Below are 25,400 nucleotides of genomic sequence, written 5' to 3' on the forward strand. Positions count from 1 at the left end.
TGACGGACAGTCAGAAACCGTGAGTGGTGAGCCGGAGATCCACGAGGAGTTCGAGGCACGCCTGAAGGCCTGTGCGGGCCGGCCGGCGGCCGCCACCGGGGTCGGCCGCGACCCGGTCAACGAGCCCATGATCAGGCACTGGTGCGAGGCCATGGGCGACACCAACCCGGCCTACAGGGGACCGGACGCCATCGCTCCGCCCACCATGCTGCAGGCCTGGACCATGGCGGGCCTGTCCCGCCGCCCGGAACGCGCGGCGGCCTACGACGAACTCCTCACCCTGCTCGACGCCTCGGGCCACGAGGCCGTGGTCGCCACCGACTGCGAGCAGGAGTACCTGCGCCCCCTGCGCCCGGGCGACCGCGTCACCTACGACTCGGTGATCGAGTCGGTCTCGGAACGCAAGACCACCCGGCTCGGCACGGGCTACTTCGTCACCACCCGCACGGACGTCCGGGCCAACGGCGAACCGGCCGGCACCCACCGCTTCCGCATCCTCAAGTACGCCCCCGCGCACCGGCCGGACCCGCCCCGGGAGAAACGCCCCCGCCCCGTCGTCAACCGCGACAACGCCGGCTTCTGGGCGGGCGTGGCCCGCCACGAGCTGCTCATCCAGCGCTGCTGCGGCTGCGCCCGGCTGCGTTTCCCCTGGCTGCCGGGGTGCAACGACTGCGGCTGTCCCGACTGGGACACCGTCGCCGCGCGCGGCACGGGCACCGTGTACTCCTGGGTCGTGATGCACCACCCGTCCTTCCCCGCCTTCGACCCGCCGTACGCGGTCGGCCTGATCGAGCTCGCCGAGGGCGTGCGGATCGTCGGCGACCTGGTCGGGGTGGAGCACGAGCGGGTGCGGATCGGCATGCCGGTACGGCTGGAGTTCCGGCGCTTCGACGAGGAGCTGGTGCTGCCGGTGTTCCGCGGGGTGGCGCCGTGAAGGCCGGCGACCGTCTGCCGCCCCTGGAGATCCCCGTGACCCGCACCCTGATCGTCGCCGGGGCGATCGCCTCCCGCGACTACCAGGACGTCCACCACGACCCGGACGCGGCCCGGCGCAAGGGCTCCCCCGACGTCTTCATGAACATCCTGACGACCAACGGCCTGGTCGGCCGCTACATCACCGACCACTTCGGCGCCCGGGCCGAACTGCGCCGGGTGGCCATCCGGCTCGGCGCGCCCAACCACCCCGGTGACACGCTGGTGCTGACCGGCACGGTGGAGGAGGTCGACGGCGACCTCGCGACCGTCCGGGTCACCGGCGCGAACGGCATCGGTACGCACGTCACCGGCACGGTGACGGTGAGGGTCCCGGCGTGAGCCCGCGCGGACGGCCCGACGCTCTCGGCGGGCGCGCGGCGATCGCCGGCATCGGAGCCACCGCGTTCTCCAAGGACTCCGGCCGCAGCGAGCTGCGCCTGGCCGTCGAGGCGGTGCGGGCGGCCCTGGCGGACGCGGGCCTGGCCCCGGCCGACGTGGACGGCATGGTCACGTTCACCATGGACACCAGCCCCGAGATCACCGTCGCCCAGGCGGCCGGCATCGGCGAGCTCTCCTTCTTCTCCCGCGTCCACTACGGCGGCGGCGCGGCCTGCGCCACCGTCCAGCAGGCCGCCCTCGCCGTCGCCGCGGGCGTGGCGGAGGTGGTGGTCTGCTACCGGGCGTTCAACGAGCGCTCCGGCCGCCGCTTCGGCTCCGGCGTACGGCACCGGGAGCCCTCGGCGGAGGGCGCGGCGCTCGGCTGGACCCTGCCGTCCGGCCTGCTCACCCCGGCCTCCTGGGTGGCGATGGCGGCCCGGCGCTACCTGCACGTCCACGGCCTGACACCGGAGGCCTTCGGGCACGTGGCCGTCACCGCGCGCGCCTACGCGGCGACCAATCCGGCGGCGTACTTCCACGGCCGGCCCCTCACCCTCGCCGAGCACGCCGCCTCCCGCTGGATCGCCGAACCGCTGCGGCTGCTCGACTGCTGCCAGGAGACCGACGGCGGGCAGGCGCTGGTCGTCACCTCCGTCGAGCGGGCCCGTGACCTGCCCCGCCCGCCCGCCGTGATCGCCGCGGCCGCCCAGGGCGCCGGACGCGCGCAGGAGCAGATGACCGGCTTCTACCGCGGCGACCTCACCGGGCTGCCCGAGGCCGCGGTCGTGGCCCGGCGGCTGTGGCGGACCTCGGGGCTCACGCCGGCCGACATCGACGTGGGGATCCTCTACGACCACTTCACGCCGTTCGTGCTGATGCAGCTGGAGGAGTTCGGCTTCTGCGGGCGCGGGGAGGCCGCGGACTTCGTGGCTGGGGCGCGGCTGCCGCTCAACACCCACGGCGGCCAGCTGGGGGAGGCGTACCTGCACGGCATGAACGGCATCGCGGAAGCCGTCCGGCAGATCCGGGGCACGGCGGTGAACCGGGTGCCGGACGCCCGGCGGGTCCTGGTCACGGCCGGCACCGGCGTCCCCACGTCGGGACTCGTCCTGACCGCCGACCCCCAGGGGTGAACCCGCAGTACGCCGGGCCCTCCGCTCCACCTACAGGAGGTGCAGTCACCCCCACCCCTACAACCTGAGGGGGACCCCGCTTCGGGACCTGCGGCCGATCCGCCCGGCACCGCCCCGCTCATAGCGTTGAGCCATGACCCCACTCGTCTGCACCAGCGCTTCGAAGGCGGCCGCACCCGCGGCGCAGACCCTTCCGTACCCGTCGTTCTCGTCGTACGTCAGGGCCCGCCAGCCGGTGCTGCTGCGCACCGCCCGCTCGCTCACCGGCAACCCGAGCGACGCGGAGGACCTGCTGCAGACCGCGCTCGCCAAGACGTACGTCGCCTGGGAGCGCATCGAGGACCACCGCGCCCTCGACGGCTATGTGCGCCGGGCGCTGGTCAACACCCGGACCTCGCAGTGGCGCAAGCGCAAGGTCGACGAGTTCGCCTGCGACGAGCTGCCCGAGCCGGACCCGGTGGCCGGCGCGGACGACCCGGCCGAGCAGCAGGCGCTGCGGGACGCGATGTGGCGGGCCATCATGCGGCTGCCGGCCCGGCAGCGGGCGATGGTCGTCCTCAGGTACTACGAGGACCTCAGCGAGGCCCAGACGGCGGAGGTGCTCGGCGTGTCGGTGGGCACGGTGAAGTCGGCCGTCTCCCGCGCCCTCGGCAAGCTGCGCGAGGACGCCGAACTGGGGCTCGTCCGCCAGTGAGTCCCGCGGTGACCCGTCGGCACTTCGTCGACGGCCGCTCCGGCGACCTCCTCGGGTGTGACCGCCGGTAGTCCCAGGTGGGAGCCCGGCCGGACGCCGTCCGGCCCCGCTGTGAGCTGCTCCGCCCGCATGGCGTGATGCGATCGATCACCCGGTCCTAGTGACATACCGCGTGGTATGTGCGCAGAATCAGCGCAACCTTTACCACCGCGTAGGCAATGTCGCCCCGGGAGGACGCCGTGCTGAGCACCATGCAGGACGTACCGCTGCTGATCTCGAGGATCCTGACCCACGGGTCGACGATCCACGGGACATCGCAGGTGACCACGTGGACCGGTGAGGACGAACCGCACCGCCGCTCCTTCGCGGAGATCGGCGCCCGAGCGGCCCAGCTGGCCCACGCGCTCCGCGAGGACCTCGGCGTCACCGACGACGAGCGCGTGGCGACCCTCGCCTGGAACAACGCGGAGCACGTCGAGGCGTACTTCGCGATCCCGTCCATGGGCGCGGTCCTGCACACCCTGAACCTCCGCCTCCCGCCCGAGCAGCTGGCCTGGATCGTCAACCACGCCGCCGACCGCGTGATCATCGCCAACGGTTCGCTGCTCCCCCTGCTCGCGCCGCTGCTGCCGCACCTGAAGACCGTCGAGCACGTGGTCGTCACCGGCCCCGGGGACCGCTCCCTGCTCGCGGAGGCCACCGCGCGGGTCCATGAGTACGAGGACCTCCTCGCCGGGAAGCCGACCTCCTACGACTGGCCCGAGCTGGACGAACGCCAGGCCGCCGCCATGTGCTACACCTCCGGCACCACCGGCGACCCCAAGGGCGTGGTCTACAGCCACCGCTCCATCTACCTGCACTCCATGCAGGTCAACATGGCCCAGTCGATGGGCCTGACCGACGAGGACACCTCGCTGGTCGTGGTCCCGCAGTTCCACGTGAACGCCTGGGGCCTGCCGCACGCGACCTTCATGACCGGCGTGAACATGCTGATGCCGGACCGCTTCCTGCAGCCCGCCCCGCTCGCCGCGATGATCGAGGGCGAGAAGCCGACCCACGCCGCCGCCGTCCCGACCATCTGGCAGGGCCTGCTCGCGGAGCTGACCGCGCACCCCCGGGACGTCTCCTCCCTCACCCAGGTCACCATCGGCGGCTCGGCCTGTCCGCCGTCGCTGATGGAGGCCTTCGACAAGCTGGGCATGCGGGTCTGCCACGCCTGGGGCATGACGGAGACCTCCCCGCTGGGCACGGTCGCCCGTCCGCCGGCCTCCGCGGTCGGCACCGACGAGGAGTTCGCCTACCGCCTCACCCAGGGCCGCTTCCCGGCCGGTGTCGAGGCCCGGCTGACCGGCCCGGGCGGCGAACGCCTGCCGTGGGACGGGGAGTCGGCCGGTGAGCTGGAGGTGCGCGGCGCCTGGATCGCGGGCGCCTACTACAACGGGCCCGACGCCGAGCCGCTGCGGCCCGCCGACAAGTTCAGCGAGGACGGCTGGCTCAAGACCGGCGACGTCGGCACCATCTCCCCCGACGGCTACCTCACCCTCACCGACCGGGCCAAGGACGTCATCAAGTCCGGCGGCGAGTGGATCTCCTCGGTGGAGCTGGAGAACGCGCTGATGTCCCACCCGGACGTCGCCGAGGCGGCCGTCGTCGCCGTCCCCGACGACAAGTGGGGCGAGCGCCCCCTGGCCACGGTCGTCCTCAAGGAGGGCGCGAGCGCCACCTTCGAGACCCTGCGCGCCTTCCTCGCCGAGGAGGGCAAGATCGCCAAGTGGCAGCTCCCGGAGCGCTGGACGGTGATCGAGGCGGTCCCGAAGACCAGCGTCGGCAAGTTCGACAAGAAGGTGCTGCGCCGGCAGTACGCGGAGGGCGAGCTGGACGTCACGTCCCTCGCCTGACCGGCCGCAGGAAGGAGCCTCCGGCGACCGCCGGGGGCTCCCGCGTTTCCGGTGACCGCCTGATCACGCTTCTGAGTACCGGTACTCATGCGCCGGCCGGTGCCGCGCCGGGAGGGTGGGGGCGGAGGTGCGCCGATGCAGAGGACCACGCCGTCACCCAGGCGCCGAGTGCGCGCACCGCTGCTGGTGTCCGCGCTGGTGGCGCTGACCGCGGCGTGCTCGTCCGGGCCGTCCGAGGAGGAGTTGAGGCGGGAGGCGACGTCCCCGGCGGCGGCGTCCCGCCGGGCTGCGGAGGAACGGAAGGCGCGCGGCCTGGTGGAGCGCCTGTCGGCGGTCGAAGGCCTTGAGCACGTACTGACCCGCTTCACCGACACCTGCGCCCGGCCCCCGGAGGACTCGCTCCTCGAACAGGACGCCTCCCCCCACGCCCTCGTCTGCGACATCCGCGCCGACGCCTACTTCGGCGTCCGGGGCGACATCACGGACGTGCTGCGCCGCATCCGCGCGGCCGGTCTCGCCGAGTGGGGCCCGCACGACGGCACGGGACGGGAGATGCCGAACGCCGCTGGCACGGTGACCTACGCGCTCGCCTACCACCGGGCGCACGGCCGGTTCAAGGACGGCAGCCTCATGCCCGGTCCCGCGCTGGAGGCCCCCGGGCTGCGGATCGACTGGGACCGCGACCGGCTGCCCCTGCCGAACCGGATCGAGGAGCCCGCTCCGTGTCCCCCGCGCAAGGGCGTCATCCACGAGCGCTGCTCGATCACGCCGAAGCCCTCGACGACCGTGTCAGCCGCCCGCGCCCGCCACGGCACCGTCCTGACCCTCCACCTGGGCGGCCCGGGCGCGACATGGCACGAGTACTTCACGGTGCCGCGCGGGGACTGAGTACGGAGGGGCCGGTGGCCGGTGGCTGACGGTTCACGTGGGATGGGAGACGGCGGCCGGCGGCCCCGGGTGGGATGGGCCGGTGGCCGATGGTCCCGGCGGGACGCGAAGGCGCCCGGGACGAGGGACGCGCAGGCGAGGGCGCGCAGCACGAGGGCGCCCGGGAGGGCGCGCAGCACGAGGGCGTGCAGTACGCGAGCGCCCGGGACGAGGGCGCGCAGCACGAGGGCGGGCAGTACGCGAGCGCGTCGCCGCCGTCTCACCGCCGCGACCAGCTCAGCCCCCACCCCAGCACCAGCCACACCCCGGCGACCACGCTCACCCCGACCCAGCCGAAGTGGCTGTACGCGGTCCCCGCGAGGGCCGACGCACCGGCGCCGCCCGCGAAAGAGGCCACGACATAGGCCGTGTTGGCGGTGGCCGGAGTGGAGGTCGCGGTCAGCGCGAGCGTCTGGTTGGCGACGTGCGAGGCGACCAGCGCCGCGTGGATCAGGACCGCGGCGGCGAACAGGGCGGCCAGCACGTGCCCACCCAGCCAGAACAGCGGCACCGACACGGCGGCCAGCCCATACGCGGTCCGCACGACCCGCGCCGCCCCGAACCGGTCCACCAGCCCGCCGGCCAGCGGCGCCACCGCGGTCGCCGTCAGCCCGAACAGCCCGAAGAGTCCGGCCGTCGCGGTGGACAGCCCGTACGCCGGCCCGGTCAGCAGCAGCGCGAGCGACGTCCACAGCGCGCTCCACGCACCGAACATCCCGGCCTGCCGTACGCAGGCCCGCCACAGGTCGGGCGAGCTGCGCAGCACCGACGGCAGGGCGGCCGGGCCCGAGAGGAACGAGCCGGTGCCGCGCCGCAGCGAGGGCAGGACGGCGGCGGTGGCGAGCCCCAGCGCGAGCGTGAGCAGGGCCGCGCCGGCGAACACCCAGCGCCAGCCGAAGGCCTGCCCGGCCAGACCGCCCAGCACCCGGGCCCCGACGATGCCGGTGAACAGGCCCGCGACCACGGCGGCGACATGCCGCGCCCGCCGGTCGGCCGGAGCGCGTTCGGCGACCAGCGGCACGAGCAGCTGCGGTATCACGGTCGCCGCCGAGGCGACGAACACGGCCACCGCCAGCACCCCGACGCCCGGCGCGAGGGCACTGGCCCCCAGCGCGGCGGCGGTCACGAGCGTCAGGACGGTCACCAGCCTGCGCCGGTTCGCGCTGTCCCCGAGCGGGGCGAAGAACAGCAGGCCGACGGCGTACCCGAGCTGGGCGACCGAGGCGATCCAGGCGACGGCGGAGGGCGCCGAGCCGAAGTCGCGGGCCATGAGCGAGAGCAGCGGCGCGGCGAGATAGATGTTGGCGGCGGTCACCGCGCTGCACACGGCGATCAGCGTGAGGAAGAGAGCGGGGGCGGGCGTACGGCCCCGCCGCGTGGGGGCCGTGCGGCGCGGTGCGGTCGTGGTCGCTGACGACATGAGGGGAGGACTCCTTGGAGTCGGCTCTAACAACTAACTGGTTGGTTGGCTATCTGCCGAACAGCATGGGCGGCCCGTTCATTCCTGTCAACCAAACGGTTGGTTACCTGGCGCGCTACCCTCTCCCCATGGCAGCAAGGGACCCCGAGGCCACCAAGGCCCGGATCTTCGAGGCGGCGGTCGCCGAGTTCGCCCGGCACGGCATCGCCGGTGCCCGGATCGACCGCATCGCCGCCGAGGCGAAGGCCAACAAGCAGCTCATCTACGCCTACTTCGGCAACAAGGCGGAGCTGTTCGCCATCGTCCTGGAGCGCAAGATGCTCCACCTCGCCGAGGCCGTTCCGGTCGACCCGGACGACCTGGAGAGCTGGATCGACCGCCTGATGGACTACCACGCCGACCACCCCGAGCTGCTGCGCCTGCTCTTCTGGGAGGGCCTGGAGTACGGCAGCGCCGAACTGCCCCACGAGTCCGACCGCCAGGAGCACTACCGCCGCAAGGTCGCCGCCCTCCGGGACGGCCAGGCCCGGGGCGTGGTCACCGACGCGATCCCGGCGGCCGACCTGCTCTTCCTGCTGACCGCCCTGGCCAACTGGACCGCCGTCGTCCCGCAGATGCGGCGCATCCTGGTCGGCGAGGAGGACACCGACCGGGACCGCCTGCGCGCCTCGGTCAAGGAGGCCGCCCGCAGGCTCGCGGCCCGCTGAACCCCCGGGCGTACGGCTAGTTGGTGCCGATCCGGCTGAGCAGTTCCACGATCCGGGACTGCACCTCGCCGCTGGTGGACCGCTCGGCGAGGAAGAGCACCGTTTCTCCCGACGCGAGCCGCGGCAGGTCGGCCTGGTCGACGGCGGCCGTGTAGACGACGAGCGGGGTGCGCTTCAGCTGCCCGTTCGCCCGCAGCCAGTCGATGATCCCGGCGAACCCGGGCTGCCGCCGGTGCACCTGCATCAGGTCCATCACGACGAGGTTCGGCCGGAACTGCCCCGCCAGCGTCACCGCGTCCGCGTCGCTCGCGGCCCGCGCGACCTGCATCCCGCGCCGCTCCAGCGTCGCCGTCAGCGCGAGCGCGATCTCCGCGTGCTCCTCGATGAGCAGCACGCGCGGCGGATGCTGCTCGCTGTCCCGGGGCGCCAGCGCCTTCAGCAGCACCGCCGGATCCGCGCCGTACGCCGCGTCCCGCGAGGCCTGCCCGAGCCCGGCCGTGACCAGCACCGGCACCTCGGCGGCCACGGCGGCCTGGCGCAGCGACTGCAGCGCCGTCCGCGTGATCGGCCCGGTCAGCGGGTCGACGAACAGCGCCGCGGGGAAGGCCGCGATCTGCGCGTCGACCTCCTCGCGCGAGTGCACGATCACCGGCCGGTAGCCCCGGTCGCTCAGCGCCTGCTGCGTGCTGACGTCCGGCGCCGGCCACACCAGCAGCCGCCGCGGGTTGTCCAGCGGCTCCGGCGGCAACTCGTCGTCCATCGGCTGCGGCCGCGGCGGATCGGCCACCTCGACGGCACCGCCCGGCCCGTCCAGCGGCTCGGGCCCCTCGGCGGCGTTCTCGTCCGGGGCGCCTATGGCGTACGAACGTCCGCCGCCCTCGGCCGGCTGCGCCAGCCGGGACTGTCCGGCCAGGGACGGCTGCGCCGGAACGGGTGCGGAGACCTGCGCGGGCACCTGCGCCTGCCCCGGCGCCGGCGCGGGCGTCGGCTCGCCCGCCGGATGCGCGCGGGCGGCCTGCTCCGGACGGGCCGCCTGCTCGGGGCGGGACGCCTGCTCCGGTCGGGCCGCCTGGTCCGTACGCGTGGCCGGGTCGGGCGGTGTGCCGAGCTTGCGGCGCCGGCCCGAGCCGCCCGGCTGGTGCGGGGGAGGCGTCGCCGACGGCTGCCGGACCTGGGCCGCCTGCCGGTTGAACGGCACGCCCTGCCCCAGCGTCCGCACGCTGATCGCCCGTCCCTGCGTCGAGTGGGGATCGGCGGGCGCCGCGGCCTCGGCGGGCAACGGCTGCGCCGCCCGCGGCATGCCCTCCGCGGGCAGCGGCGTGCCCGGCGCCGGCGTCGTACCGGGCTGCGGGGCGGCGCCGTTCGGCGGTACGGCGACACCGGCGACACCGGCTCCCGAGGTGTCGTCGGCGGCGGGCCAGGACTGCGGCGCGGGGGTGCCCTGGGCCGGGGTCGTGGGGGCGGGGCCGGCGGTGTGCGGCCCGGCGGGTGCGGCTTCGGCGGGCAGCGGCTGACCGGCGGAGACCTGCGCCTCCGGCGCGACGCCGCCCTGCTGCGGCAACGGCTGAGCACCGTGCGGCCCGGCGTGAACCGGCACCTGCGGCACCTGTCCCGGAAGAACGGCCTGCACACTCTCCCCGAGCCCACCCTGAGCGGGCACGGACACGACCTGCGGCTGCACCCCGACACCCTGCGGCGGCGCGGCAGCGCCCTGGGGCGGTACGGCGACACCCTGCGGTGGTACGACGCCCTGCGCAGGTGCTGCGACGCCCTGGGGCGGTACGGCAGCGCCGTGCGGCGGTACGGCGACGCCCTGCGGTGGTACGGCGGCGCCCTGCGCAGGCACGGCGACGCCCTGGGGCGGGACCGTGCCCTGAGGGGGAACGGCCGTGCTCTGCGGCTGGGGGAGGGCGCCCTGCGGGACGGCGCCCTGGGGGGCGTTGCTCTGCGGGGCGATGCCCTGCGGCGGCACGGCCGCACCCGGCGCCATCCGACCGGCGGGCACCCCGCCCTGCGCGGGCACGCCCTGCCCGAGGCCGACCTGACCAGGAGGGATCTGCTGACCAGCAGGGACCTGACCAGCGGCGTTCTGCTGCGCGGCAGCGGCCGGCTGAGGCCCGGCGGGTACGGCACCCGGCACGGCACCCACGGCCGCCGGCGGCACGGGCTGAACACCCCCGGCCGCACCAGGACCTCCGGCGCCCGGAACTCCCGCACCCGGAACTCCCACACCCGGCGCCTGCGCCTCTGTCGTCCCGGCGGCCCCGGGGGTCCCGGTCGCCTCGGCCGGCTGCGGAGCGACGGCTCGCCTCCGGCGCCCGGTCGGCGCGCTCGTGGGATGCGGCTGCGGGGGTGTGTGATCGGCGGACTGGTCATGCGGCACGGCGTCATGCCGCCCCTCATCGGCAGTCCCGCCCCCGGCCACCCCGGCGGCCCCGGCGGCCTGGGCAGACCCGTCGGAAGCCACCGCCCCGGGCGGGACCGTCACGCCCGTCTGCCCGGACGGAGCCGTCTGGTCGGCCTCGGCGGGCGGAAGCGCGAACACCGGACGCGGCCCCGCCGCCTGCTGTGCGGCCGCAGCCCTCTCGTTCGCGGCGGCCAGCGCACGCCGCCGGCGCCCGGTCGGCTGCTGAGCCTGCCCCTGCGCCGCGTCGCCGGGGCCACCGGAGGCCTCACCGGACGACGGCGCGGGCAAGGCCGGCGGCAGCGCGTGCTGCTCACCCGGCTCCCGCCGGGCCCGCCGCCCGGACGGCGGCGCGGGCACACCCTGCGGCGGCACCGTCCCGCCCAGCCCCGTACCCGAGGCCGCGGTCCCGGCCGCGTGCTCGGCGGCCGTGACGACGGCCCCCTCGGCGACACCCTGGACGGCACTGCCGATGGCGGCGGGGGCACCCGCGGCAGCGGCGTCCTCGGCCGCCCGGCCGCGCCGCCGCCCGGTGCCGCCCGACACCGCGCCTTCCTCGGACGCCTGCGCGGGAAGAGCGGCCGGTTCCCCGGCGGCCCGCCGCCGACGCCGCCCGGTCGGCACGCCCCCTTCGGAACCACCAGGACCACCGGCACCACCGGCACCACCGGCACCATCACCAGCACCGGCCGCGCCTGCCGCACCGGCACCGGCCGCACCGACGGCCCCGTCACCCTCAGCCGCCGGAACATCTGGAGCATCCCCGTCGAGGAACGCGTCGGTCGAGCCGCGCCGAGCCCTGCGGCGTCCTCCCCCGGAGGTCTGCTCCTCCGGAGCGGCGGCGCCGACCTCGTCCGCCGGCTGCGCGGCGACGGCCCCGGCCCCACCCCCCAACGGCACTTCCAGGACGTACGCGCTGCCGCTCATCCCCGGCACCTCGTGCGTCTGCAGCACACCGCCGTGCGCCCGGACGATCCCTCGCACGATGGGCTCATGGACGGTGTCGCCCCCGGCGTACGGTCCGCGCACCTCGATGCGGACGACCTCGCCGCGCTGCGCCGCCGCCACCACGACGGTGTTGTCCAGATAGCCGCCCGCCGACACGGGCGTGTTGCCGGTCGCGTCGACACCGGCCACGTCGGCGACCAGATGCGCGAGGGCGGTCGCCAGCAGCCGCGGGTCCACCTCGGCCTCGATGGGCGGCGCGTGCACGGCGAACTGCACCCGCCCGGGCCCGATGAGCTCGACGGCCCCGTCGACACCTGCGGCGACGACGGCGTCCAGCATCACCTTCGTCCGGGCGACGTTCTCGCTGCCGGCGTCGAGCCGCTGGTAGCCGAGGACGTTGTCGATCAGCGTGGTGATGCGCGAGTAGCCGGCCGAGAGGTGGTGCAGCACCTGGTTGGCCTCGGGCCACAGCTGCCCGGCGTCGTCGGCGGCGAGCGCGGCCAGTTCGCGGCGCAGCTCCTCCAGCGGCCCGCGCAGGGAACGCCCGAGCAGGGTCAGCAACTGCTCGTGCCGGGCGGCGAGCGCCTCGAAGCGGTCCTTCTCCCGCTCCCCGAGGGCGGCGTAGCGCTCCTCGTTCGCGGCGAGTTCCTCGGCGTGCCGCTCGCGCAGCTCCTCCACCTCGGTGACGTGCTGCTGGCGCAGGGCGGTGAGCTCGGAGGCGTGCTCCTCGGCGATCCGCTCCAGTTCCTCGGCGTGCGCCCGCTCCGCCGCCTCCTTCTCCTCGACGACGGAGTCGTAGGGCCGCCGGTCGGTGAAGGTCATCACGGCGCCGACGAGCTGGTCGCCGTCGCGCACGGGCGCAGTCGTCAGGTCGACCGGCACCTTCGAGCCGTCCTTGGCGTACAGCACCTGTCCGCGCACCCGGTGCTTGCGGCCGGAGCGCAGCGTGTCGGCCAGCGGCGAGTCGTCGTAGGGGAAGGGGGAGCCGTCGGGGCGGGAGTGCAGGACGAGGGTGTGTAGCTCGCGCCCGCCGAGGTCGCTGGCCCGGTAGCCCAGTATCTGGGCGGCGGCCGGGTTGACGAGCACGATCCGTCCGTCGGTGTCGGTCCCGACGACGCCCTCGGCCGCGGCCCGCAGGATCATCTCGGTCTGCCGCTGCGAGCGCGCGAGCTCGGCCTCGGTGTCGACGGTCCCGGACAGATCGCGTACGACGAGCATCAGCAGCTCGTCGCCGGTGTAGCCGTAACTGTCGTAGGCCTGTTGCCCGTTCTCCAGATTCGCACTGGTGACCTCGACGGGGAACTCCGTCCCGTCGGTCCTGCGCGCGACCATCCGGGTGGGCTTGGTCCGGGCCCGCGGGTCGAGGTGTTCGGGCCGCCGCATGGAGCCCGGGATGAGCTTGGAGTCGAACTGCGGCAGCAGATCCAGCAGGCCCCGCCCCACCAGGGCGGTCCCCGGGGTCTCGAAGGCCTCCAGGGCGATGGTGTTGGCGTTGACCACCGTCCCGTTGGCATTGACCAGCACCAACGCGTCCGGGAGGGCGTCCAGTATGGCTGCGAGGCGAGCAGCGCCTCGGGATGGCCTGCTGCTCACGAGACGCTTCCTCCCTGTTACCGCACCTTGCCGACCGCTCGGGCCATCTTGCCAACCGTCCCGCGGCGTGTCACGCGAGGGAGTCTAAGGGCTGCGGTTGCGCTCGCGACGCCGGATGAGAGGGAGGTCGCACGAGGAAGTGACCCCGAACTGACGACCGAGTAAGCGTCAGACGCCCGCCCTCCTGCGACGACGTCGCGGGACCTTCGCGGGACCTTTACGAGAGCGGCGTTTCTGTACGTTTCGGCCGAGCCGCCCGGAGCTGGCGGAATGAGGACGGAGCCTGGCGCAAACGCCCCGGAACCGGCCGCCCTCCCACCCCGGGCCGCGCCTCACCGCTGTCGGCCCGGTGTCAGCCCTTCCCCGCGGCCTTCATGTCCGGCAGCAGCGGCACGAGCCGGTCCCAGCGGGAGATCCCGCAGCCGTCGCGGCGGTCGTAGGTCGCGTCCACGGGGCGTCCGGCCCAGGTGCCGGTGACGTGCGCGGTGGCCGGCCCGCCGTACTGCATGGTGCAGAAGCCGCCGTCCGGGGCGGGCGCGAAGAGGTCCTGCCCCCAGCGCGTGTCCCGCTGCAGCGTGGCGCAGGCTCCGCGCGGGTCGGGGTGGCTGCCGCCGTCGGGGTCGCAGTACAGCTCGTAGGTCCCGTCGGCCCCGCCGCCCGCGTTCCGCACGGTCACGGTGAGGTGGTCGCGGTCCGGCCCGGCGTCGACGCGGGCGGGCGACGACGGTCCGGCCGCGTCGGCCCGGGCGTACGCGGTGGGGGAGACGGCAGCCAGCGACCCGGCGGCGGCGACGGAGGCGGCGGCACCGACGAGGAGGCGCCGCAGGGCGGGGCGGGCGGTGGCCCGGGGAGTGGCACGCAACATGCCCTGACTAACGCGGCACGCGCCCGGACGTTGCGCACGCCCCCGCGCACGCCCTCCCCCGGGCCTCCCGCGCCCTCCGGCCCCGGGCCCTCCCCGGCCCCGCCGCAGCGGGGTCGGCCGGGGCCGGGCAAGGCCTTTGCCCTGCGCCCTTCCCGCCTAGTACCGTGGGGGTCGATTGGTGACACCCCGCTCGACTGTGTCATCATCGGCACGCACCGACCCGCGCTCGCGCGGGTGGATGTGTGGAGGCGTCGCCTAGTCCGGTCTATGGCGCCGCACTGCTAATGCGGTTTGGGCCTTAAAGCCCATCGAGGGTTCAAATCCCTCCGCCTCCGCCGTGATCACGAAGCCCCGGTCAGCCGACCGGGGCTTCGCCGTTCCCGGGGTTGCCGCACACCCCGCCCGGACGGCCTTTCCCCAGGTCACAAGGGGTACGGCTAACGGATTTCACATGGCGGCGGCAGTCATGTAATGTTCTTCCTGTCGCCGCGAGCGAGCCGGAAGGCCCGGGAGCGGCGATAAAACAGAACAAGCACTCGTAGCTTAACGGATAGAGCATCTGACTACGGATCAGAAGGTTGCAGGTTCGAATCCTGCCGAGTGCACAGCACACCAGAGGCCCTGTGGAGAGATCCACAGGGCCTCTGGCGTTTGTCTTGACGAGGTGATCGACGGTCACTCTCTTCTCTGCCGATAGAACCCGGTACGTGCAGAGGCGCGGCTACGGGAACTCCTCCCGCCGGTCAGCGGATCGCTTCATCCATGAGCAGGTAGAGCAGGCCCACGAGCGATCCACTACTCACAACCTCGCGGCGGTCGATCATCCCGCGCACCTCGGAGAGGGGGATCCACTCGATGCGGTCGGACTCGTTCTTCTCCGTGGGCGGACCGGCGTAGGTGGCGCCGTCGATACGGAACACGTGGTGCTGCGAGTCGGTGATGCCGTTGGCCGGCTCGGCGTAGATCAGGGGCTTGACGGGGCCGGGGCGGTAACCGGTCTCTTCCAGCACTTCGCGGGCAGCGGCTTCCTCCGGGGTCTCCCCGTCCTCGACCAGGCCCATGGGCAGCTCCCAGGCCCACGAGTTGGTGATGAAGCGGTGCCGCCACATCATCAGGACCTCTTGGCGATCATTGACCACGGCGGCCACGGCCAGGTGCCGGAGGCGGACGACGTGGTACTCCCACCTGCGTCCGTCCGGCTGCTGGACGTCGACCAGACAGAGATTCACCCACTTGTTGGTGTAGACCTGACGCTCGCCGTGCGTCTTCCACTCCATACCTGCGGCCCCTCTCGATCGGTCTCCAGGATCTCAGACCGATCTGGAGCCAGGTGCGTGTTCCCCTTTTTTCGCGTCACCTTGACGAGATGGGCTGCACGAGGCCCCGCCCTCGGCTTGGTGCCTAGAGTCAGACGGGCACGCCGTTCAACTCCGGTCGTGCCCCCGTCCGTTCGCATTACGATCACGGCGCTGGTGCTGGGCATGACATTGCGAGGGGACACGGACGTGCGGAGAAGCGAGGGGCACGGTAGCCACCGTCGGAGCGGGGGCGTGGGCGCGTTGGCTGTTGCCGTGGTGCTGGTTCCGCTGGTCGCGGGGTGTGGTGGAGGGCATGACAAGGCCGACACCGGGGCCGAGGGCCCTCGGGCGAGTGCCGGACAGCCGGGCGGGGGAAGGAGCACGGACCGTGGGAGCGGGGACTTCCCGGAGAGGGGGGTGATCGTCACCGCCTCCTGTTCCGTGCCCGCGAGCAATCCGGCCCGTGTGACGGTCACGGGCTGGGATCCGGCGACGTGGGAACAGACCGTCTCCCGGACGTTCACCGTCCCGGCCGAGGCCGTGGTCGCGGAGGCCGACGACGTCGCCTCCCCGCTGGTGGAGCTGTGCGCTGACAATTTCCCCGGTGCCGGCACGTCCGAGGAGGGGCCGCGCGCCGTCGCCGACACCCGGCTGCGGCAACTCTTCGACAAGGACTTCTCCCGGATGGCCGTCGTCCTCGTCGATCGGGAGACCGAGGCGACCGGGGTGGGTTACGTCGACACGAGCGGCAAGCTGACCAGGCTGTCCGGCGAACCGAGCGAGGACTTCGGCGACACGCCCAAGGAGGAGAACGCCGTCTTCGCCCAGGACGGCAGTGCGGTCTGGTTCACCGAGACCGACTCCTCGGACCGGGTGCGGATCGCCAGCCGGTCCCTCGCGGGAGAGCACGCGGTGACCGAGCGGGCGGTCGGAGACGCCGACTACATGGACGGGGCCGGACTCGCGCTCGCGGGTGACCCCGTGCGCGGATTCTTCGGCAAGGAAGTCCGGGTCAGTCCCGACGGGAGCAAGGCGACGGCCTTCATCACGTGGAAGGGCTACAACGTGGTTGCCACGCCGCGGCGCAGTGCGCTGTTCAAGGTCGACGGTGTGACGGCGACCGGCATTCCCTCCGGGGCCGACTGCCACCCCTACGGCTGGGTCGACGACAGGAACGTGCTGTGCGGGCCCCGCCTCGGCAAGACCGAGGAGCCGAAGCGGAAGAACTCCTTCTGGACGCTGGACACTTCCCGGCTCGACGGCACGGCGGATCTGCCGAAGGGTGCCCTGGGTGATCCGATCATCCCGGCGACCGACCGGAAGAACACGGTGCGGGCCATCTCGCCGGACGGAAAGCAGCTGATCTTCGCCTCGCTCCAGGGCACCCGGCTCGAGTTCTTCGTCTCGGCCGTCGCTCCCGGGGCGACGCCGAAGAAGATCACTGCGGCCGCCGCCGACAAGGCGCTGGGCGTGGGGGACGTCGTGGAGTGGCGGTAGAGGCCGACCGGCGCCGGGACGTCCGCCGGCCTGCCGACCGGCCAGGCGCGCGTTCCGCATCCGCCGCCCGGCCTGCGGTTCTCAGTCGGTGCGGCAGTGTTCCTCCAGGTAGTCCGCCGCCAGGGTGCTCGCGCGGTTGAACCAGTCGGTGAGGACCGCGATCTCGGCCGGGGAGTAGTCCGCGAAGAGGTCCATGAGGCGGGCGTAATACGGCTCGTAGACCTCGCGGACGCGGGCGACCGCGTCGGGCTCGGCCGCCACGCGGATCCGGCGGCGGTCGTGCGGGTCGGGGCGGCGGGTGATGTATCCGGCGCGCTCCAGGCGGTTGAGGATGCCGGTGACCGCGCCCGTGGTGACGTGGACGCGGGCCGCCAGGTCGCCGGCGGTGGGGAGGTTCTCCCCGGCCTGGATGACGTACGCGAAGCATGTGAGGTCGGTCACGCTCAGGCCGACCTGCTGGGCGATCTCGTGCTGTCCGACCAGGTGAGTCGCGATGAGGTGATCCATCGCCGACAGTGCCTGGTCCGGCGTGGCGGCCGGACGCGGCTTGGCTTGCATTCCCATTTCCCTTAGTTCGTGAGAGGTTCGCGCCGTAAAAGTCTTAGCAAGTGAGGGGTTCCGGGTATTCCTCCGGGCAAACCCCGTGGCTGAGGGGGAAGCACGTGAGCGCACATCAGTATGACCACGGGCACACCGTCGCGGGCTGGGTCGGCTTCGGCATCGCGAGCGTCGGCGCCGGCGTCGTGGGAGCGGGGGTCTGCACGGTCTCGGGCCTGCTGATCGCCGGGGGGCTCGGCATCGGTGCGGTGAGTCTGCTCGTCACCTGGGCGCTCCATCTCTCCGGGTGGGGCAAGGGGCCCGGCGTGCGGCCCCGGCCGGAGTGGGACTGGCGGGTACGGGACTCGGCGGCGCCGGGCGGCCACGCGGACTGCCTCGGCTGCCGGCTGGCCGGCCGCGGCCGGAGCGGCGGCCGGGCCGACGGCACGCCGGACCTCTCCATGCCGGCCCAACGAGAGGGCGAGCAGGAGCCGGCAACGACCCTGCGAGCGGACTCCGCCCGCTGACGCGGGGTGTGTGGACGCCGACTCCGGGGCGGACGGCGACTCCGGGGCGGACGCCCGTCCCCGAGCCGCGTCCCCAGCGCCGGGCCCTTGCCGCGCGGCGTGCCGCCACCGGCCCGGGCCTGGCCGCGCGGCGTGCCTCGCGCCGGGCTCTTGCCGTACGGCGTGCTCCGCGCTTGGCGCTTGCAGCGGACGCCGTCTCCGGGGCGAGCGCCCGTCCCCAAGCCGCGTCCCCAGCGCGGGGCTCTTGCCGCGCGGCGTGCCGCCACCGGCCCGGGCCTTGCCGCACGGCGTGCCTCGCGCCGGGCCCTTGCCGTACGGCGTGCCGTCACCGGCCCGGGCCTTGCCGCGCGGCGTTACGCGGCCCGCCCCGCCCCTGCCGTGCGGTGGCTCATCCGTCCGGATCCCCGTTGTCAGTGGGCCCCTCTACTCTCGTCGGTGATGGCGCACGCATGGAAGTGCTCGGGACTGCGGTGGTCCGTGGAGGGGCCCGAGCTGGTGTGGGACGGGGGGCGGCGCAGTGTGCTGGCCCGGGGCAGACGCGTGGCCTTCGGGGTCGCGGAAGGGGGCGTGCGGGCGTGCTCGGGGGCCCGGGGGCACGCATGCCCCGTGGGGGCCGTCGTCGCGGCGCGCAGTACGGGGGCGCGATGCGAGGAGTGCGCGCGGCTGGACCGGGCGCACTCCGTCGCGGCGGACACCCTCGCGGACGACCCGCGGCCGTACCACGTGTACCTGGCGTGGTTCGGGCCCGGCATGCTCAAGGTCGGGATCACCGCCGTGGAGCGGGGCCCGGCCCGGCTGCTGGAGCAGGGAGCCGTCTGTTTCAGCTGGCTCGGTGCCGGGCCGCTCATGGCCGCACGGCGTACGGAGGAGCTGCTGCGGGCCGCGCTGGCAGTGCCCGACCGGATCCCCTACGCGGAGAAGCGGGCCGTACGTGCCGCCCTGCCGGAGTCGGCGGCCGACCGGGCCGGTGAGATCGCCGAGGTGCACGCGCGGGCCGTCGCGCTCGCCGGGTGGCCGGAGTCGCTGGAGCGCAGGCCGCTGGACGTGGTCGATCACGTGGACGTGTTCGGGCTCGCGGGCGTTCCCGCCGCCGTCGGGGAGGTGACCGCGCTGGCCGCCGGGGGTGTGGTCGGCGGGGAGCTGCTCGCCGCGGCCGGGCCCGATCTCCACCTGTCGACCGGGGCCGGCGTCGTCGTGCTCGACACGCGGCTGATGACCGGCTGGGAGCTGGTGCCCGCCCCGGACGGCGGACTGACCGTGCCCATACGGGAGTTCAGGGCCGCGGCGGGCGTACAGGACGGGCTGTTCTGACCCACGCGCCCCCAAGCCAACACCCCCCAGCCACGCGCCCCCAAGCCAACACCCCCCAGCCACGCCCCACCGGCCAACACCCCCAGCCAGCACCCCAGCCACGCCCCTCCACCCAAGCCCCTCCACCCAAGCCTCCCAGCCCCGAAATGCAGGCCCGCCCAGCCCCGAAATACAGGCCCGCTCAGCCCCGCTCCCCAGCCGTCCCCTGAGAGGACCCTGTGGGTTTCTCAGATAAATCACAGGCGAGGGAAAGGGCGCTCTCAGAGGGGCTCGACATCGTGTTCGCATGACCACGACCTCGCCCCAGGGGCGCACCGAACTGCTGAGGCCGGACGGGAGCCCCGTCCGCGTGCTGGTGGTGGACGACGAGATGTCGATCACCGAGCTGCTCTCCATGGCACTGCGCTACGAGGGATGGCAGATCCGCAGTGCCGGTGACGGCACGGGCGCGATCCAGACCGCGCGCGACTTCCGGCCCGACGCCGTCGTCCTCGACATGATGCTGCCGGACATGGACGGGCTGACCGTGCTCGGCCGGCTGCGCCGCGAACTGCCGGACGTGCCCGTGCTCTTCCTCACCGCCAAGGACGCCCTGGAGGACCGCATCGCCGGGCTGACGGCCGGCGGGGACGACTACGTCACCAAGCCGTTCAGCCTGGAGGAGGTCGTCGCCCGGCTGCGCGGGCTGATCCGCCGCTCCGGCGCCGCCGACCGGCGGTCGGAGTCCACCCTGGTCGTGGGCGACCTCACCCTGGACGAGGACAGTCACGAGGTGACCCGGGCCGGGGAGCACATCCACCTCACCGCCACGGAGTTCGAGTTGCTGCGGTTCCTGATGCGCAACCCGCGGCGCGTGCTCAGCAAGGCGCAGATCCTCGACCGGGTGTGGTCGTACGACTTCGGCGGCCAGGCCAACGTCGTCGAGCTGTACATCTCGTATCTGCGCCGGAAGATCGACGCCGGGCGGGAGCCGATGATCCACACCCGGCGCGGTGCCGGCTACCTGATCAAGCCCGCGGCGTCATGAGCGGACGGCGACGGCCGCGGACGCAGCGGGCAGCCGGGAGGCGCGCGGGCAAGCCGCGCACGCTGCGCACCAGGCTCGTCGTCGCGTCCGTGGCGCTGATCGCCGTGGTGTGCGCGGTGATCGGGACCGTGACGACCCTCGCCCTGCGGTCGCATCTGTACGAGCAACTGGACGGGCAGCTCGACGAGGTAGCGGCCCGGGCCGCGCTGAGCCCTCCCAAGGATCCCGGCCGGGACGCGGGTGACACCCCCGCGGAGCCCAAGCAGAGCAGCCTCACCGACTTCGTCACCCGGGGACCCCAGCCGAGCGGCACGGTCGCCGCCGAGATCCGGAACGGGACGATCGCGGACTCCGCGCGCGGCGAGAAGTCCGACGACAACTTCCGCATGACCGCGAAGTCCCTCACCCCCGCCCAGACCGCCGCGCTCGCCACCGTCGCGCAGGTCGACGGGACGATCGAGACCGTCTCCCTCCCGGGCCTGGGCGAGTACCGGGTCGAGTACAAGTCCGGTGACAAGGGCAGCTACTACGTCGCCCTCCCCACCACCGACGTCACCGGCACCGTCAACACCCTCATCCTGGTCGAGGTCAGTGTCACGGCGGCCGGGCTGGCCGCCGCCGGACTGGCCGGTTCCGTACTCGTCGGCGTCGCCACCCGCCCCCTGCGCCGCGTCGCCGCCACCGCCACCCGGGTCTCCGAACTGCCCCTCCACACGGGCGAAGTGAACCTCAGCGAACGCGTCCCCGACTCCGAGACCGACCCGCACACCGAGGTCGGACAGGTCGGCGCCGCGCTCAACCGGATGCTCGACCACGTCCACGGGGCGCTGCAGGCACGCCAGCGGAGCGAGACGCGGGTCCGGCAGTTCGTCGCCGACGCCAGCCACGAGCTGCGCACCCCCCTGGCCTCCATCCGCGGCTACGCCGAACTCACCCGGCGCGGACGCGAACAGGTCGGCCCCGACACCCGGCACGCCCTCGGCCGGATCGAGTCCGAGGCCGGGCGCATGACCCTGCTCGTGGAGGACCTGCTGCTGCTCGCCCGGCTGGACGCCGGGCGGCCGCTGCAGTTCGAGCAGACCGACCTCGTGCCGCTGGTCGTCGACACCGTCAGCGACGCCCGCGCGGCCGGCCAGGACCACGTCTGGCGGCTCGACCTGCCCGACGAACCCGCGCTCGTGTCGGCGGACGCCGCCCGGCTGCAGCAGGTCCTGGTCAATCTGCTGGGCAACGCCCGCACCCACACCCCGCCCGGCACCACCGTCACCGCCCGTGTCCGGCGGAGCGGCCCCTGGCTGCGCGTGGACGTCGAGGACGACGGGCAGGGCATCCCCGGGGAGTTGCTCCCGCACGTCTTCGAACGGTTCGCGCGCGGCGACTCCGCGCGCTCCCGCGCCACCGGCTCGACCGGTCTCGGCCTCGCCATCGTGCAGGCCGTGGCGGCCGCGCACGGCGGTGCCGTGACCGTCGACAGCGTGCCCGGGCGGACGGTGTTCACCGTGCACCTGCCCGCGCTGCCGCCCCGGCCGCAGCCGGACATGGCGTGGCAGCCGCACTCACAGGCACGCCACAGCGTCACCACATGGGCACGACAGGGCGCCTGACGACAGTCGGTGCCATGCGAACCGACTCTTCTCCCGGCACCCTGCCGGCGCGGGAGCACCTCCCGGCCGCACCAGCCGGAACGCCTGTCCTGGACGTAGTGATCCCCGTCTACAACGAGGAGAAGGACCTCCAGCCCTGCGTGCGCCGCCTGCACGAGCATCTCGCCCGCACGTTCCCGTACGCGTTCCGCATCACGATCGCGGACAACGCCTCCACGGACACCACCCCGCGGGTGGCCGCGCGGCTGGCGGCACAGCTGCCCGAGGTGACCGTCCGCCGGCTGGAACAGAAAGGCCGCGGCCGGGCCCTGCGCACCGTCTGGTCCGCCTCGAACGCCCCTGTCCTCGCCTACATGGACGTGGACCTGTCCACCGACCTCAACGCCCTGCTCCCGCTGGTGGCGCCGCTGATCTCCGGCCACTCGGACCTCGCGATCGGCTCCCGGCTGGCCCGCAGCTCGCGTGTGGTGCGCGGCCCCAAGCGGGAGTTCATCAGCCGGGCCTACAACCTCATCCTGCGCGGCTCGCTCCAGGCCCGCTTCTCGGACGCCCAGTGCGGCTTCAAGGCGATCCGCCGCGAGGTGGCGCAGGCGCTGCTGCCCCTGGTGGAGGACACCGGCTGGTTCTTCGACACGGAGATGCTGGTGCTCGCCGAGCGGGCCGGCCTGCGGATCCACGAGGTGCCGGTCGACTGGGTCGACGACCCCGACTCGACCGTGCACCTCGTCAGGACCGCCACCGACGACCTCAAGGGCGTGTGGCGGGTGGGCAGGGCCCTGGCGACGGGGTCGCTGCCGCTGGACCGGCTCACCCGGCCGTTCGGCGACGACCCGCGCGACCGTGAGATCAAGGACGTGCCGAAGGGACTGGCCCGCCAGCTCGTCGGGTTCTGCGTGGTCGGCGGCCTGTCCACCCTCTTCTACCTGCTCCTCTACAGCGGCTTCCGCGTCTTCACCGGCTCGCAGGCGGCGAACGCGCTCGCCCTGCTGGTCTCCGCGGTCGCCAACACCGCGGCCAACCGGCGGCTCACCTTCGGGGTGCGCGGGCGCGGCGGGGCGGTGCGGCACCAGGCACAGGGCCTGGTCGTCTTCGGCATCGGACTCGCGCTGACCAGCGGCTCGCTCGCCGCGCTGGGCGCCGCCACGTCCGAGCCCGCCCACTCCACGGAACTGGCGGTGCTCATCGCCGCCAACCTCGCGGCGACCGTGCTGCGCTTCCTGCTCTTCCGGGCGTGGGTCTTCCCCGACCGGCGCGAGGGCGGCACCGCGCCGGCCGGCCCGTACGCGTACGACACCACTCCGCTCCGCGCCGGTGACGCCGCGGACCCCTGGCGGGACGTGACCGCGCAGCTGCTGCCGGCGCGCCCGCACGACACCGATGCGAGGGACCTGCGATGACCGTCCACTACGACCAGCCGGCCGACGGAACGGCCGCGCGTCCCGGGACGTGGAAGCGGCCCCCCGCACCCGTGACCGCCCCCGAGAGCGGTGAGCCGAAGCGGTCCCTGCCGCGGCGGCTGTGGCACGGGCGCCCCGAGGACCCCCGCTGGGCCCGCCCGGCCTTCCTCGCCCTGCTGCTCGCGACCACCGCGCTCTACCTCTGGAACCTGAGCGCCTCCGGATACGCCAACTCCTTCTACTCGGCGGCGGTGCAGGCGGGCAGCCAGTCCTGGAAGGCGTTCTTCTTCGGCTCGCTGGACGCGGCCAATGCCATCACCGTCGACAAGCCCCCGGCCGCGCTGTGGCCGATGGCCCTGTCCGTGCGGCTGTTCGGGCTCGGCTCCTGGGCGATCCTCGTCCCCGAGGTCCTCATGGGCGTCGGCACGGTCGCCGTCGTGTACGCCGCCGTGCGGCGCCGGTTCAGTCCCGCGGCCGGCCTGATCGCGGGCGCGGTGCTCGCGCTTACCCCCGTCGCGGCGCTGATGTTCCGCTTCAACAACCCGGACGCGATGCTGGCCCTGCTGATGGCGGTGGCCTGCTACCTGGTGATCCGGGCCCTGGAGGACGGCCGCACCAAGTGGCTGTTGTGGGCCGGTGCCGCGATCGGTTTCGCGTTCCTCGCCAAGACGCTCCAGGCCTTCCTGATCCTCCCGCCGCTCGCCCTCGTGTACGGCGTCTGCGCCCCGGTCACGGTGAAGAAGCGGATCGGGCAGCTCGCCGCCGCCCTGGCCGCGATCGTGGTCTCGGGCGGCTGGTGGGTCGCGATCGTCGAACTCTGGCCCGCGTCCTCCCGCCCGTACATCGGCGGCTCGCAGAACAACAGCTTCCTGGAGCTGACCTTCGGTTACAACGGCCTGGGCCGCCTCAACGGCGACGAGACCGGCAGCGTCGGCGGGGGCGGCGGAGGCGGTGGGGGCAACTGGGGCGAGACCGGCTGGGACCGGCTGTTCGGCTCCTCCATCGGCGGCCAGATCTCCTGGCTGATCCCGGCCGCGCTGATCCTGCTCGTCGCCGGGCTCGTGGCCACCCGCAGGGCCGGGCGCACGTCGGCGACCCGGGGCGCGTTCCTCGTCTGGGGCGGCGCGCTGCTCACCACCATGCTGGTCTTCAGCTACATGCAGGGCATCTTCCACGAGTACTACACGGTGGCCCTGGCCCCCTATGCCGCCGCGGTGACCGGCATGGGCGCGGCGCTGCTCTGGGAGCAGCGGGCCCGGGCGTGGGCGTCCCTGACCCTGGCGGCCGCGACGACGGCGACCGCGGCCTGGGGGTACGTCCTGCTCAACCGCTCCACCGACTACCTGCCCTGGCTGAAGTGGCTGGTCCTGGCCGGCGGTCTCACGGCCGCCCTGGGCCTGATCTTCGCCGGGCGGCTCGGGCGGAGGCTCGCCCTGGGCGCGGCCGGGCTGGGCCTCGTCGCGGCGCTGGCCGGGCCGGCGGCGTACACGCTCACCACGCTGAACGAGGGCCACACCGGCTCCATCGTCACGGCGGGCCCGTCGGTGGCGGGCGGCCGCGGCGGCCCGGGCGGCGGAGGCGCGCCCGGCGGCGGAGGCCCCGGCGGCTTCCCCGGAGGAGGCCGGAACCAGCAGGGCCTGAACGGCCAGAACCAGCAGGGCGGCCAGGGCTTCCCCGGCGGCGGCATGCCCGGCCAGAACCAGAACCAGAATCCGAACCAGAACCAGAATCCGAACCAGAACCAGAATCCGAACCAGAACCAGACCCCGCAGAACGGTGACGGCGGCCGTCCCGACGGGATGGGCGGCATGGGCGGTGGCGGCGGCATCGGTGGCCTGCTCAACGGCGCCGGCGTAAGCACCGAGGCCAAGAAGCTGCTGCAGACGGACGCCGACGCGTACACGTGGGCCGCGGCGGCCATCGGCTCCCAGAACGCGGCGAGTTACCAGCTGTCGACCGGAGAGCCGGTGATGGCCGTCGGCGGCTTCAACGGCACGGACCCGTCCCCGACCCTCGCGCAGTTCCAGCAGTACGTGGCGGCCGGGAAGATCCACTACTTCATCGCCTCCGGCGCGGGCGGCGGCATGGGCGGCAGCGGCGACGGCACGTCCGCGCAGATCACCTCCTGGGTCGAGGCCAACTTCAAGAAGGTCACCGCCGGTTCGGCCACCTTCTACGACCTCACGCAGAAGGCGGGTGACTGACCCCGGACCCGTAGGGCGAGGGGCGGTGGCCGGAAGCCACCGCCCCTCGTGGAACT

Annotated in this window: 19 protein-coding genes and 2 tRNA genes; 16 read left to right on the forward strand and 5 right to left on the reverse strand. The window is 73.8% G+C overall.

Annotated elements, in window-relative coordinates; all coding sequences use genetic code 11:
- The first annotated feature begins 19 nt into the window (after positions 1-19).
- The 6 genes from CHR28_RS19210 (at position 20) to CHR28_RS19240 (ending at position 5,966) form a co-directional block, all read left to right on the forward strand.
- Positions 20-934: a bifunctional MaoC family dehydratase N-terminal/OB-fold nucleic acid binding domain-containing protein gene (locus CHR28_RS19210; protein WP_094054878.1), complete on the forward strand. Its 915-nt coding sequence runs from the start codon at positions 20-22 to the stop codon at positions 932-934.
- A complete protein-coding gene (locus tag CHR28_RS19215) occupies positions 931-1,314 on the forward strand; it encodes a MaoC family dehydratase (protein WP_094054879.1) in 384 nt (127 codons plus the stop codon). Before CHR28_RS19210 ends, CHR28_RS19215 begins: the two co-directional genes overlap by 4 nt.
- On the forward strand, positions 1,311-2,486 hold the full coding sequence (locus CHR28_RS19220) for a lipid-transfer protein (RefSeq protein WP_094054880.1): 1,176 nt from the start codon (positions 1,311-1,313) through the stop codon (positions 2,484-2,486). Before CHR28_RS19215 ends, CHR28_RS19220 begins: the two co-directional genes overlap by 4 nt.
- Positions 2,487-2,619: 133 nt before the next feature.
- Positions 2,620-3,180, forward strand: a complete 561-nt coding sequence (locus CHR28_RS19230; protein WP_094054881.1) for a SigE family RNA polymerase sigma factor — start codon at positions 2,620-2,622, stop codon at positions 3,178-3,180.
- Positions 3,181-3,398: 218 nt separating this feature from the next.
- Positions 3,399-5,078: a long-chain fatty acid--CoA ligase gene (locus tag CHR28_RS19235; RefSeq protein WP_094054882.1), complete on the forward strand. Its 1,680-nt coding sequence runs from the start codon at positions 3,399-3,401 to the stop codon at positions 5,076-5,078.
- 135 nt (positions 5,079-5,213) lie between these two features.
- On the forward strand, positions 5,214-5,966 hold the full coding sequence (locus tag CHR28_RS19240; RefSeq protein WP_094054883.1) for a hypothetical protein: 753 nt from the start codon (positions 5,214-5,216) through the stop codon (positions 5,964-5,966).
- A gap of 259 nt (positions 5,967-6,225) precedes the next feature.
- Here the strand turns inward: CHR28_RS19240 and CHR28_RS19245 are convergent, their stop codons facing one another.
- The gene (locus CHR28_RS19245; RefSeq protein ID WP_094054884.1) at positions 6,226-7,425 is read right to left on the reverse strand and encodes an MFS transporter; all 1,200 of its coding nucleotides are present in this window, start codon (positions 7,423-7,425) and stop codon (positions 6,226-6,228) included.
- Between the two features lie 128 nt (positions 7,426-7,553).
- Here CHR28_RS19245 and CHR28_RS19250 point away from each other — a divergent pair, with 128 nt between their 5' ends.
- Complete coding sequence (locus CHR28_RS19250; RefSeq protein WP_094054885.1) at positions 7,554-8,132, forward strand: TetR family transcriptional regulator; 579 nt, start codon at positions 7,554-7,556, stop codon at positions 8,130-8,132.
- Positions 8,133-8,148: 16 nt separating this feature from the next.
- Here CHR28_RS19250 and CHR28_RS19255 read toward each other — a convergent pair whose 3' ends face one another.
- Positions 8,149-13,077, reverse strand: coding sequence for a response regulator (locus CHR28_RS19255; RefSeq protein ID WP_094054886.1), 4,929 nt, complete (start codon positions 13,075-13,077; stop codon positions 8,149-8,151).
- Between the two features lie 352 nt (positions 13,078-13,429).
- Positions 13,430-13,942, reverse strand: a complete 513-nt coding sequence (locus CHR28_RS19260) for an SSI family serine proteinase inhibitor (protein WP_094054887.1) — start codon at positions 13,940-13,942, stop codon at positions 13,430-13,432.
- Between the two features lie 244 nt (positions 13,943-14,186).
- Here CHR28_RS19260 and CHR28_RS19265 point away from each other — a divergent pair.
- Positions 14,187-14,277 (forward strand) — tRNA-Ser (locus CHR28_RS19265).
- A gap of 197 nt (positions 14,278-14,474) precedes the next feature.
- Positions 14,475-14,547: transfer RNA gene (locus CHR28_RS19270), tRNA-Arg, on the forward strand.
- 138 nt (positions 14,548-14,685) lie between these two features.
- On the opposite strand, the gene CHR28_RS19275 is transcribed toward CHR28_RS19270, so the two are convergent.
- Entirely contained in the window at positions 14,686-15,219 is a 534-nt protein-coding gene (locus tag CHR28_RS19275; RefSeq protein WP_094054888.1) for an NUDIX hydrolase, read from the reverse strand.
- Between the two features lie 438 nt (positions 15,220-15,657).
- Between CHR28_RS19275 and CHR28_RS19280 the strand changes: the two genes are divergently transcribed.
- Positions 15,658-16,737, forward strand: a complete 1,080-nt coding sequence (locus CHR28_RS19280) for a hypothetical protein (protein WP_094054889.1) — start codon at positions 15,658-15,660, stop codon at positions 16,735-16,737.
- 81 nt (positions 16,738-16,818) lie between these two features.
- On the opposite strand, the gene CHR28_RS19285 is transcribed toward CHR28_RS19280, so the two are convergent.
- Positions 16,819-17,295 carry a MarR family winged helix-turn-helix transcriptional regulator gene (locus CHR28_RS19285; protein ID WP_094054890.1) on the reverse strand — a complete coding sequence of 159 codons (477 nt, stop codon included), beginning with the start codon at positions 17,293-17,295 and terminating at the stop codon, positions 16,819-16,821.
- 104 nt (positions 17,296-17,399) lie between these two features.
- On the opposite strand from CHR28_RS19285, the gene CHR28_RS19290 reads away from it, so the two are divergent.
- From CHR28_RS19290 to CHR28_RS19315, 6 genes are all read left to right on the forward strand, one after another.
- Positions 17,400-17,801, forward strand: coding sequence for a hypothetical protein (locus CHR28_RS19290; protein WP_094054891.1), 402 nt, complete (start codon positions 17,400-17,402; stop codon positions 17,799-17,801).
- A gap of 438 nt (positions 17,802-18,239) precedes the next feature.
- Complete coding sequence (locus tag CHR28_RS19295; protein ID WP_094054932.1) at positions 18,240-19,112, forward strand: DUF2797 domain-containing protein; 873 nt, start codon at positions 18,240-18,242, stop codon at positions 19,110-19,112.
- 286 nt (positions 19,113-19,398) lie between these two features.
- The gene (locus CHR28_RS19300; RefSeq protein ID WP_094054892.1) at positions 19,399-20,139 is read left to right on the forward strand and encodes a response regulator transcription factor; all 741 of its coding nucleotides are present in this window, start codon (positions 19,399-19,401) and stop codon (positions 20,137-20,139) included.
- Positions 20,136-21,743, forward strand: coding sequence for a sensor histidine kinase (locus CHR28_RS19305; protein ID WP_094054893.1), 1,608 nt, complete (start codon positions 20,136-20,138; stop codon positions 21,741-21,743). The genes CHR28_RS19300 and CHR28_RS19305 overlap by 4 nt, the downstream gene beginning before the upstream one ends.
- A gap of 14 nt (positions 21,744-21,757) precedes the next feature.
- On the forward strand, positions 21,758-23,140 hold the full coding sequence (locus CHR28_RS19310) for a bifunctional glycosyltransferase family 2/GtrA family protein (RefSeq protein ID WP_094054894.1): 1,383 nt from the start codon (positions 21,758-21,760) through the stop codon (positions 23,138-23,140).
- Positions 23,137-25,344 (forward strand): glycosyltransferase family 39 protein, encoded by a 2,208-nt coding sequence (locus tag CHR28_RS19315; protein WP_094054895.1) that lies wholly within the window; start codon positions 23,137-23,139, stop codon positions 25,342-25,344. The genes CHR28_RS19310 and CHR28_RS19315 overlap by 4 nt, the downstream gene beginning before the upstream one ends.
- Positions 25,345-25,400: the final 56 nt, after the last annotated feature.

The sequence above is a fragment of the Streptomyces sp. XY006 genome (genome assembly GCF_002237655.1).
GTDB classification, from domain to species: domain Bacteria; phylum Actinomycetota; class Actinomycetes; order Streptomycetales; family Streptomycetaceae; genus Streptomyces; species Streptomyces levis.